The organism is Clostridium sp. (assembly GCF_051278035.1).
Classification (GTDB): domain Bacteria; phylum Bacillota; class Clostridia; order Clostridiales; family Clostridiaceae; genus Clostridium_AD.
Map to the genome: position 1 here is coordinate 1 of NZ_JBNMNU010000135.1, position 12,026 is coordinate 12,026.

At 32.0% G+C, this 12,026-nt stretch carries 7 protein-coding genes and 1 pseudogene; 6 read left to right on the forward strand and 2 right to left on the reverse strand.

Features of this window, described 5'->3' with window-relative positions:
* Both ACJAX4_RS17370 and arcA read right to left on the reverse strand, forming a co-directional pair.
* Positions 1-390, reverse strand: a pseudogene (locus ACJAX4_RS17370) (ornithine carbamoyltransferase); the annotation flags it as partial.
* Between the two features lie 33 nt (positions 391-423).
* Positions 424-1,647: an arginine deiminase gene (arcA, locus tag ACJAX4_RS17375; RefSeq protein WP_435790708.1), complete on the reverse strand. Its 1,224-nt coding sequence runs from the start codon at positions 1,645-1,647 to the stop codon at positions 424-426.
* Positions 1,648-2,279: 632 nt separating this feature from the next.
* On the opposite strand from arcA, the gene ACJAX4_RS17380 reads away from it, so the two are divergent.
* The 6 genes from ACJAX4_RS17380 to ACJAX4_RS17405 form a co-directional block, all read left to right on the forward strand.
* Positions 2,280-3,551 carry a RidA family protein gene (locus ACJAX4_RS17380; protein ID WP_435790709.1) on the forward strand — a complete coding sequence of 424 codons (1,272 nt, stop codon included), beginning with the start codon at positions 2,280-2,282 and terminating at the stop codon, positions 3,549-3,551.
* A 355-nt stretch (positions 3,552-3,906) separates the two neighbouring features.
* A complete protein-coding gene (locus ACJAX4_RS17385) occupies positions 3,907-4,629 on the forward strand; it encodes a response regulator transcription factor (protein ID WP_435790710.1) in 723 nt (240 codons plus the stop codon).
* Positions 4,626-6,032: a HAMP domain-containing sensor histidine kinase gene (locus ACJAX4_RS17390; protein WP_435790711.1), complete on the forward strand. Its 1,407-nt coding sequence runs from the start codon at positions 4,626-4,628 to the stop codon at positions 6,030-6,032. The genes ACJAX4_RS17385 and ACJAX4_RS17390 overlap by 4 nt, the downstream gene beginning before the upstream one ends.
* Before the next feature lie 160 nt (positions 6,033-6,192).
* Entirely contained in the window at positions 6,193-8,280 is a 2,088-nt protein-coding gene (locus ACJAX4_RS17395) for an ABC transporter ATP-binding protein/permease (RefSeq protein ID WP_435790712.1), read from the forward strand.
* A gap of 12 nt (positions 8,281-8,292) precedes the next feature.
* Positions 8,293-10,362 carry an ABC transporter ATP-binding protein/permease gene (locus ACJAX4_RS17400; protein ID WP_435790713.1) on the forward strand — a complete coding sequence of 690 codons (2,070 nt, stop codon included), beginning with the start codon at positions 8,293-8,295 and terminating at the stop codon, positions 10,360-10,362.
* Positions 10,363-10,750: 388 nt separating this feature from the next.
* On the forward strand, positions 10,751-12,026 hold a 1,276-nt coding region (locus tag ACJAX4_RS17405), incomplete at its 3' end, for a DUF4317 domain-containing protein (RefSeq protein ID WP_435790714.1).

The following is a 12,026-nucleotide window of genomic DNA, read 5'->3' on the forward strand; positions in this document are numbered from 1 at the left end:
TGTTAAACCATTCCATACAGGTACTCCTGCATATTTTGCTAATTCTTCAACTATTTCTTGACCATATCCTCTATATTCTATTCCATCATACATTCTTCCAAGAACTCTAGCTGTATCAGCTACAGATTCCTTTTTACCAATTTGAGTTCCTGTAGGTCCTAGATAAGTTACATGTGCTCCTTGGTCTAGTGCACCTACTTCAAACGCACACCTTGTTCTTGTAGAGCTTTTTTCAAATATCAGCGCAATGTTTTTACCTTTTAATGTTTGCGATTCTGTGCCTGCATATTTAGCTCTTTTTAAATCTCTAGCTAAATCTAAAAAGTAGTTTAATTCCTTTGGAGTAAAGTCCATCAAAGTTAAAAAGTTTCTGTTTCTTAAGTTAAACATAATAAAATCCTCCTAATATTGTTGTTATTTTTTTTATAAGTCATCTCTATTTAGTGGCATACTCATACATCTTGGTCCGCCTCTTCCTCTTGAAAGCTCGGCACTTGGCATTGTTATAACTGTTACACCACGTTTTGTTAAAATTTCATTTGTAACAGAGTTTCTTTCATAAGTTATAACCTTTCCTGGTGCAATAGCAAGTGTATTTGATCCATCATTCCATTGTTCTCTTGCAGCTACAATAGAATCACCACCACCGCATCTTATTAATTCAACTGAAGGCAACTTTAATGCGGATTTCAATATATTTTCTAGTATATCTTTTTCTTGGTTAATGATTAATTCTCCATCAACGCCTTTTGTAATTTCAAAAACATTAAGTGGTCCTTCTATCTCTGGGTGAATTGTAAATTTATCATAATCAACCATTGTAAATACAGTATCAAGATGCATAAATGCTCTACATGCTGGAATCTCAAATACTAATACTTTTTCGAAAGAAGCATGTTTTTCAAACAAATTCCTTGCTACGACTTCTATAGCTTCAGGTGAAGTTCTTTGACTGCATCCTATTGCAAGAGTTGTTGCAGATAATATAAGCTCGTCCCCACCTTCAATATTATTGGGAAGGGTTCTATCATACCAAAGTGGAACTTCAGATTGTTTGAAAGAGCTATGATATTTATGAATAAATTCTAGGAACAACGTCTCACGTCTTCTAGCTTCAGTTTGCATAGTATTTATAGTAATACCATTTCCAATTGAAGCACCCGGATCGCGAGTAAAGTAAAGATTAGGCATAGGATCTAAGTAGAATGGATACTGGTTTCCTATTAAACCTCTAAGAGAATACATATCCTTAACATCTATCTCATTTTTTCTAACACCAGCCATAAGAATATCGATCATTTCTCTTGTAGGCTTGGACATTAAATAGTCATATAGAGATTTATATATTACTTTATTACTAATGTGACTTTCTAGTAAAAATTGTTGTAGAAATATTTTTTTTACCTTATCATCATTTAAAGTATCAGTAGCAAGTTCTTCTAAATAAAGAACATCCACATCATTTTCCTTTAATATTTTAGCGAATATATCATGCTCTTTTCTAGCCACGTCTAAATAAGGAATATCATCAAAAAGTAATCTCTCAAGAAGAGCAGGTACTAAATTTTCTAGTTCTCTGCCGGGTCTATGTAGCATTACTTTATTAAGTTTTCCTATTTCAGAAGTTACATTTATAAATGATTTCATTTAAGTGCCTCCTATATCGGTTTTTGTTTGTACCATCATTATAGGGTATACGATTTCATAATTAAAACCTCATATTTGGGCGTAAATATGAATATATCTTACTCACGAGCGTTGATATTAATTTTAAAATGAGTTTAATCTTTTAAGGTATCATTTACTCGGTAATACTACATGTATTTATGTTTGAATTTTAAATTTAACGGTTTAATTGTATATATATTCACAAACATATAATTTGTTATGCATAATGGTAAAAACAAGGCATAAATATCCAACAAAACTTTTTTTTCATATTCATACCTAAAAATGTATAAAATAATCCATCTAAAAAGTAGGTAGCTCCTAAATGGTTATTTATTATATTAGTCATTGTACATAATAATTCATTTAATTCCATTATATCCAATTAAAATTTACGTCAATTTTATTAATTTACAATTTGTTCACAAGTTTTCAATCTAAAAGTAATAATGACAACCGAAATAAAAAATATATCTTTAATTACTGTATCCGAAGCCGAATTTTTAATAAATTTCCAAACCTATTGACATTAGAGCTAGTCCAAGGTTTATTATTTACTTAGATGAATTTTAATGATTCTATCAATAAATATTAAAAAGGGGAATACTATTATGAGCGACTATAACGCAGTATTAGCAAGAACTACGGAAAATGCTCCAAAAGGCATCGGTCCATATTCACAAACTGTAGCTTACTCTCATTACAATAATCTTTCAGCTCAATTACCTATTGATCCAAAATCCGGTAAATTGGTAGCTGGTGGTATAAAAGAGCAGGCGAAGCAGTGCTTTAAAAATATCAAGGCAATTGTAGATAGCATCGACCATGTTATGAGCGATGTTGTTAGAATCACTGTATACGTTAAGAATATCAAAGATATTGACGCTGTAGACGAAGTTTACACAACATTCTTCACAAGCTATGTTCCTACACGGACGATAGTTGCAGTTGCAGCTTTGCCTATGGATGCTTTGGTGCAAATTGAAGCACTTCTTACAAACGGTGAGGGTACAATTCCAAATGCACCACAATCAGGTGACCTCATAAAGCTTACAAATAACACGGCAAATGCGCCAACAAGTTCTCTATCTACGCAGGCTGTAGCTTTTTCTCATTACAATAATCTTTCAGCACAATTACCTATCGATCCAAAATCTGGTAGATTGGTAGTCGGCGGTGTAAAAGAGCAGGCTGGACAGTGCTTAAAGAATATTAAGGCAATTTTAGAAAGTATCGACGTTCCTTTTGACGATATTGTTAAAATTAATATCTTCCTTAAAAACCTCTCGGATATTGAAGACGTAAACGAAGTTTATACAACATTTTTCCCAGACTCGGCTATCGCTAGGGCCGTAGCTTATGTCCCTGCACGGACAACAGTTGCAGCTTCAGCTTTACTTATGGATGCTTTGGTACAAATTGAAGCAGTGGTGTCATACGGAGATGGTACACCCCCACAAGTTGTTGAAGACAGGCACGGACTCATCATAGAAGCAAACAATACGGAAAATGCACCAAAAAGTTCTTTATATACACAAACTGTAGCTTTTTCTCATTACAATCATATTTCAGCTCAATTACCTTTAGACTCAAAAACTGGTAAAATGGTAGCTGGTAGTGTAAAAGAGCAGGCTGGACAGTGCTTAAAAAATATCAAGGCAATTGTAGAAAGTGTCGACCACGTTATGGACGATGTGGTTAGAGTAAATATATTCCTTAAAAATATCGCAGATATTGATGCTGTAGACGAAGTTTACACAACATTCTTCCCAAGCGGTGTTCCTGTACGAACTACAGTTGGCGTATCAGCTTTACTTAAAGATGCTTTAGTTCAAATAGATGCAGTTGTATCAAACGCTGAAGGAACACCTCCAAAAGCATAACAGGCATTTGTTTGTTAATTCCAACGGTGAATGAGAAATCGCATCCCCTTTTTTAAAACAGCGCAGATGAAAAAGCATCGAGATTTTAGCCGGTTATGGCAGAAATCTTAATGCTTTTTTAGTTTCCGGGCATACTAAAACAAACAACTCTTATTTTATACCGTTCGAATTTTTGTGTCTACAATATATACACAAACACCGGAAAAAATAAAGAATAAAAGCATCAAAAAAAGATAAACATAGTATCACACCTTTGACTGTTTTAGCTTTATTTCTAACATTTAGGGTGGATTATATTTGAAAATTATTCTTAACAATATTGCATATAACTCGGAAAAATTTTTCGGATAGGGAGGTGGACACCTTAAATATTTTAATAGCGGAAGATGATAAGGATCTAAGACAACTACTAGAGCTACACCTTATAAAAGAAGGTTTTACAGTATTTAATTCGGAAAATGGACTAAATGCATTGGAGATTTTTAAGAATAACGAAATTAATTTAGCTATTCTTGATGTTATGATGCCAGGGATTGATGGTTTCAATTTGCTTAGAAAGATTAGAGAAACAAGTGAAATTCCTGTAATGTTTTTAACTGCCCGGGGTGAAGATCCTGATAAAATATTAGGACTAGGACTGGGTGCTGATGACTATATGGTCAAACCATTTAATCCCATTGAATTGATAGCAAGAGTCCATGCACAGCTAAGAAGATCCTACAAGTACATAACATCGCTAAAAGTACCTGATAAGTTAATTATTCAAATAGGAGATTTAACTTTTGATAAAAATAGTTACAGTGTATATAAGTATGATAAACAATTAGAATTTAATGCAAAGGAGTTAAAACTTCTTCAAATTTTCATGGAAAACGTAGGCAGAGTATATACGAAAAAACAACTTTATGAGGCGGTATGGGAAGAAGCCTATTATGGTGATGATAATACAATTATGGTACATATAAGCCATTTGAGAGACAAAATCGAAGATAATCCGAAGTCACCTAAGTATTTAAAGACTATACGTGGAATTGGTTATAAGCTAGAAAATAACTTAGGAATAAGGAATGAAATATGAAAAAAAAGAAAGTAGCGAACATGCTACTCAAAAATTATTTATTACTATTTATATTTTCTACAATAGTTTTCATTGTAGTGTCCTTAATTATTTCAGTTAGTTTTAAGGGATTAATAAAATTTGAAGAAATACCAGAACTATCAGCTGCTCAGGTTATGAGGGATGATTATAAAAATATAGATTATTCTAAGATTTTAAAGTATAAAGGTGGAATTCATGTAATTGATAAAAATTATAAAGTTGTTTTCTCTAAAGGAATAAACCCTCAAAAGGTAAACCAATATACCAAGAATGAGTTCAGTGAATTCTTAATTAATAGCGGCAAACACCAAAGGAAATACCATTATAGTGTAGCTTATAATAGCGATAGTGATTTTTGGCTAGAAATTGTCATTCCTAGTAAAACACAATTAGCTAATGGTGTTTTTTTTGATAGAGAAGGAATTCCAATAGCTATAAATAATATTATATTTATTTTCTTTTTAGGATCGCTAATTAATATTACTTCTTTTGTTTTTGGTCTTATCTTCTACTCAAGAATAACTTCTAATAATTTTGTGAAACCACTAAAAAAATTATTAAGTGGAGTTGAAAAAATTGCAAGTGGCGATTATTCTGCAAGAGTTGAGCTGAAATCTAAGAATGAGTTTGGAGATCTTAAGGATGCCTTTAACCTAATGGCCCAAAAAATTGAAATCGAAAAAAATCTGAAAGAAAAATCTCAAGATAATAGGAGAAAGCTAATATTGGATATTTCTCATGATTTAAAAACCCCGTTATCCAATATTATAGGTTACTCGGATTTGTTATTAAATAATAAGGATATATCAGATAATGAACGTGAAAAATTTTTAGCAGTAATTTTAAATAACGGCACAAGAGCTAATAGTTTAATAGGTGATTTATTCGAATTATCTAAAATGGGAAGCGTGGATTTTAAGCTTAAGCTTAAGAGTGTAGATATTTGTGAATATTTAAGAAAACTTATAGCCTCGCTAATACCTCAAATAGAAAAAGCAGGTTTTCAGTCTTATTTCGAGATACCAGAAGGTAAAAAGCTTCTTCTTATTGATGAAAAGCAAATTGATAGGGCCCTGCTTAACATTCTTAATAATGCTTTGAAATATAATCCTCCAGGTACGCAGATAAAAATAGTGTTAAAGAATTTTTTAAGCAAAGTAGTAATAGAAATACAGGATAACGGCATTGGTATTCCGCGTGAGATGTCTGAGGAAATATTTGAACCTTTTAAAAGAGTGGATAATGCGAGGAACTCTCAAACAGGGGGCACCGGCCTTGGCCTTGCAATTACTAAAACAATTATTGAAAAACATACTGGGCACATAAGTCTTGAAACTGAAACTGGAAAAGGATGCAAATTTATCATTGAGTTAAATAGCTAAGTACTGCATCAAGATAAGAAACACTTTTATCTTGATGCAGCTTTTTTAGTTATTTAAGGTAGATTTAAGGTTAATACAGTGTCAACTTAAGATTCACTTGTTAATATAAATATACAAGCTCAGCAGTAGAACTACACTAATGGATTGAAAGGAGTTATTTATGCTTTTATCATTAAACAATTTGTCAAAAGAATATTTTATAGAAAAAAAGAAAAGTTTTAACGCTCTTAGCGGAGTAAATCTTAATTTTGAAAAGGGAGAATTTGTTTCAATCTTAGGGCCATCAGGATGTGGTAAATCCACACTTTTAAATATAATTGCAGGTCTTGATCAACCAACTTCAGGTGATCTAGTTATTGAAGGAAAATCAACTAAAAAATATAAGAAAAAGAATTGGGACTTATATCGTAAAAATAATATAGGGTTTGTTTTTCAATCCTTTAACTTAATCGAACATTTATCAGCACTTGAAAATGTTGAAATTGTAATGAACTTAATTGGATTATCAAAAAAGAAACGAATTGAACGTGCGAAAAGCTTGCTTATGCAGGTAGGCCTTGAAAAACATATGGAACATAAACCCGGTGAATTATCTGGAGGCCAAAAGCAACGTGTTGCTATTGCTCGTGCACTAGCAAATGATCCGGATATAATACTATTGGATGAACCAACAGGAGCGCTTGACAAAAAAACTGGAATTCAAACTATGGAGCTTATTAAAGAAGTTGCCAGTGACAAGTTAATTATTATGGTTACCCACAATCGTGAACTAGCCTACGAATACTCTACCCGCGTAGTTGCTATTTTAGATGGGGAAATTCAAAATGACGAAATAATCAATGAATCTGAAACAAACAGTGTGAAATCTGAACTAAAAAAGAAAGATGGGAGCATGTCTTTTGCAGATGCAATAAAGCTATCCCTTAGAAATCTGAAACAGAAAATGGGGCGTATAATTGTAACCACTCTTGCAGGTTCCATTGGAATAGCTGGTATTTTATTAGTTGTAGGGCTTAGTAATGGGGCAACTGATTATATAGATGTACAAACAAATTCTTTTGCTAGCGCTAATATAATACAAACCACTATGAAGTTTAAGGATGCAGCACTTCAAAAGACTGATTATCCAAAGAACATAAATGTATATGACAGCATTAAGAAAAATCCGGACGTGTTAACTGTTCGCGAAGATTTAAATATTAAAAATATTACTTCATATGAGGTAAATAATGAAACATTAAAGGATATCACCTTTAATTCACTTGCTGGTGAAAATTATCTTTCACACATTCAACATGCAATGACTGGTAGTGTTCCAAAGAACAATAAATATGAATTATTAGTAAATAAGGATATGGCTAAGAATATAATCGAAAAGTATGGCATGAATCCAGACAATGGTGATTATTCAAAAGCTATTGGTAAAAAAATAAATGTAGTAGTTCAAGAAAAAACTGTAAACCCACTTACTGGAAACGAAATTTTAGGTAAAAAATATACAAAAGATTTCACAGTTGTTGGAGTTGTGAACGAAATTGCTTTAAGCTCAGCTGCTGTATATTATTCTTATGATGCTGTTAATACATGGCTTCAAGATGATGGCTATTTTGCATCTAAAGAAAACCGCTTTGTAAATGCAGAAGTTGTTATAAAAGATGTTCATAACAATGAAAAAGTACTCAATTACATTAATGCAACTGAAAACGGAGGTATTGGTGGAAGTAAAATGACTGAGGAAAAGGGATTCTCTGCAACCTCACAAATTGTTATGGTTAAATCTGCTATTAAGACTTTAATTAATTTAGCCGAGGCAGTTATGATTGTATTTATTTCACTTGCCTTAGTAGTTTCAACAATTTTAATAGGTATTGTAATTTTCTCAAGTGTACTTGAACGTAAAAAAGAGATAGGAATTCTTAAGGCTGTGGGAGCAAGAAATAAAGATATAGCTCGTATTTTTAAAGCTGAATCTGCATTAATCGGCCTTTTTGCAGGAGTCACTGGAGTAATAGTAGCTTTTATAATACAACCAATTGCAAACCAAATAATTAATAATGTATTAAATATTGATGCGAACAATATAGTAAATATTCCATTAACGGGTATTCCATTTACAGATATTAAAGTTCCCTTTGTAACTATTGCCGGTCTAATTGTTATCAGCATCTTAGTTGCAGTTTTAGCGGGACATTTTCCATCTAAAAGAGCAACTAAAATTCAAGTTATTGACGCATTGCGTGATGAATAGGAGGAATAGTAAATGTTACAAATTAAAAACTTAAGAAAAATATATACAATAGGTAAAAATAAAGTTGTAGCGCTAGATGACGTTTCTTTTGATTTGCCTAATGGAAAACTCGTGGCAATTGTTGGACCTTCTGGTTGTGGTAAAACAACAATGATGAATTTAATAGGTGCTTTGGATGCAAATTTTGAGGGTGACGTTATTGTTAACGGTAAATCCTTAAAAGAGGCGAGGCAAAAAGACTTAGATACTTATAGAAAAAATACAGTAGGTTTTATTTTTCAACAATTCAATTTACTTAACTCATTAACATCAGCCCAAAATGTAGAAATTGCTTTGGATTTATCAGGATACTCAAAACAAGATAAAGTAAAAAAAGCCCGTATTCTACTTGAGAGAGTTGGACTCACAAATCAAATAAAAAAGAAAGTTAACCTAATGTCGGGGGGGCAACGTCAAAGGGTAGCTATCGCCCGTGCACTTGCTAATGACCCCGAAATAATTTTAGCTGATGAACCAACCGGTGCTTTAGATGTTAAAACTGGTGAGCAGGTTATGGAATTATTAAGAGAGATTTCAAAAGAAAAACTAGTACTTATGGTTACTCATGCACCAGAGCTTGCAAAGGCTTATGCAGATTTAATTGTAACAATGGAGGATGGCAAGTTAATTTCTATTGAAGATAATATAACCTCGGTTTCAACTGAAAATACAACTGCAACAGAGAAAATAGAAACAAAATCTAAGATGTCTTTTTTTACAGCATTAAAAATGTCTCTTCGTAATGCATGGCTAAAAAAAGGTCGGACCATTGCAACAGCTATAGGAACTTCTATTGGAATAAGTGGAATTGCCTTAGCTATAGCTATAACTTCTGGTACTACTAGCGCAGTTAATACTCAGGTTAATGGTATATTTCCGACAAACGCAATAACTGTAGGACTCAAGGAAAATACGGATAAATCTATAAAAGATTTAAAGTCTATCAAATATAATGATGTAAACTCAGTTATGGATTTAAATAAAGATATATATGCATATAACTTTCAAATTTCAGGTAATGGGGTTCCCATTGCAAGTTTTTATTCTTTAGACGAAAGTATAATTAAGGATAAAAAGTTGATGTCTAAACTATCTGACCAAGCTACTAGAGAAAAATTGGTTATGATGATGGCCCCAGGTGTTCTTGAAGATGTTAAAAATGATATTCAATATGGAGCACTTCCTAAGACTGGTGTTACAGATGAAATTGTTATTTCACTTTCCACTGCCAAGGACCTCGAAAAAAATGGTGGTGAATTAAAAGATTTAATTGGTAAAGATATTTATGTTCGTTATATAAAGCAGGGATCTAACCCTCATAGTGATCAAGGCGGAGTCGCTCAAGTTCCCATTGTTAGAACTTGGAAAATAGTTGGAATTGCCAATACTACAACCTTAATGGACACCTATTATGCAACAAGTGACTGGGGCTTTAATTTTTATGAGAAAGAGTTTAAAATAGATAAATCAGATTTAGAAACTAACGGTTTAGTTTTATATTCTAGTAATGATAAAAATTTAAAAGCACAACTAAAAACATTAACTGATTCACAAGATAAATACACATTTGATTTAACTGCCCAAACAATCTCCGCTCAAGTTGATGGAGCAATGAAGCAAGTACGTTATGTACTTCTGGGTTTTGCTGGAATATCTATTCTTGTAGCAGCCTTAATGATATCAATTGTTGTATATATTTCTGTACTTGAGAGAATAAAAGAAATAGGAATCCTTAGGGCAGTTGGTGCACGAAAAAAAGATATATTAAATGTTTTCGTTGCTGAATCATTCATTATTGGTGTGTTATCAGCAGGCATTGGATTGCTGTTTACTTTAGGTATATCTAATCTCATCAATTCAGCAGTTTATAGTTTTCTGCAGAATATTTCTGAAAATGCTCCTTACATGGAAGTTGCTAAATTGCCCCTTTCTGATGCTGGTTTAATTTTATTATTCTGCGTAGTATTAAGTATGATTTCAGGATTCTATCCATCTTTAAAGGCTTCAAAAATGGATCCTATAGATGCTTTACGTAGTAGATAATTAAAGAGGATTAATATTTAGAAAGAAAAAAATACTTAAACAGAAATAGATATGACAAAATAATAAATGCAGTGAAAAGAATAATCTTTTCACTGCATTTATCAAGTTTTTTAAACGTTTTTACCAAACGACTGAACTTGCTACGCATTTCTATATTTAATTGAAAGAATAGATTAGTACATATTTATAAAAATGTTACTCTGTATAGAGGAAGTTGGGAATTAATGTAGAATTATAATTTATGAATGCTTAAATAAAAGGGTAATTAGAAAAAAAGGGATTATTAACGAAATAATATATTAATTATAGCTACAAAAAAATACTAAAGACAAACAATTTCAACTATAAAGTTACTTGAGGTTTGTCTTTAAAATTGAGGAGTTTATACATGAGAAGAAAAGATATACTTGAGTTAAAAAAGCGTTTTAAAAAAGAGGAATGCACCTTCACTAAAATGTGTGGATGCTATGTTAATGGAGAAAAACATACTATTTTAAAATTTAGAGAAAGCTTTCTAAATTTAGATGAGGATGAATACTTTAAATATTTAGAGATCGCTAAAAAAGTACTGTCTGGAACTATTGGGAATAATATTTTAGAACTTGACTTTGAAACTAATGAAGATTTTACAAATGAAAGTCAGACTTCGCTTATGCAGCTTAAAAACAGTCAATTAAAAGATGATGCTTTTGTAGATAACTTTTACGATTTGATTATAGCTAATTATGATTACACTGGTAATTTTTTAATACTCTTTTTTCATGATGCTTATGATGTTGTTAGCAAGACCAAAGACAATATAAAGATAGATGAATCTGAAGAAGTATATGAATATGTGTTATGTGCAATATGTCCAGTTTCACTTTCAGAGCCTGGTCTTAGATATTTTGAGCAGCAAAACGAAATAGGAGCACGTATTAGAGATTGGGTTGTCGAGCCCCCAATTAATGGCTTTGTGTTTCCTGCTTTTATTGATCGTAGTTCAGATGTTAACTCTATTATGTATTATACAAAAAATGCAAAGGATACACATACTGAATTAATGGAAAATGTTCTAGGTTGTCATTCAAAACAAACGGCTACGGTGCAAAAGGAAACATTCCAATCAATTATTAAAGATTCTTTTAGCTTAGATGAAAATGAAGCTGATAAAGTTTTTATGGATATACAAGAAAACCTAAGCTCTATGATAGAAGAATACAATGCTCTAAATGATGATGCAGATAGTGAACCTATAAGCTTAACAAAGAAGGATATACAAAACCTTTTAATAGAAAGTGAAGTTCCAGAGGATATTACAACTTTGATTGAAAACTCCTATGATGAGAACTTTGGTGAAGATATCACTATAGCAAAGCATTTAATTGACACAAAGGCTCTTAAGGCAAATGTGCAAAGGAAAAAAGAAGAACGCCTTCACAAAGAAGTGGAAATACTTAAGGCAAGACTTGATCAAGTTAAACAAGAGAATGCTATAGATAATGAAACTGACCTGTCTACAGAAGTCAATGATGATAATGCTTCTATAGAAGAAGAATCAGCAACTGATTTAGAAGAAACTTTAGAAACTAATTTGGAGAAAGTTCCAGATGAATATTCAGAAGATAATAATGTTACCCCTCATTATGATGTTATACTACAGGTAAAACCCGAAAAAGTATCTC

What these genes read in the sequence shown, in the direction of transcription:
- arcA (WP_435790708.1), bottom strand. Translation starts at nt 1,647, where the DNA reads ATGAAATCATTTATAAATGTAACTTCTGAAATAGGAAAACTTAATAAA.
- ACJAX4_RS17380 (WP_435790709.1), top strand. Translation starts at nt 2,280, where the DNA reads ATGAGCGACTATAACGCAGTATTAGCAAGAACTACGGAAAATGCTCCA.
- ACJAX4_RS17390 (WP_435790711.1), top strand. Translation starts at nt 4,626, where the DNA reads ATGAAAAAAAAGAAAGTAGCGAACATGCTACTCAAAAATTATTTATTA.
- ACJAX4_RS17395 (WP_435790712.1), top strand. Translation starts at nt 6,193, where the DNA reads ATGCTTTTATCATTAAACAATTTGTCAAAAGAATATTTTATAGAAAAA.
- ACJAX4_RS17400 (WP_435790713.1), top strand. Translation starts at nt 8,293, where the DNA reads ATGTTACAAATTAAAAACTTAAGAAAAATATATACAATAGGTAAAAAT.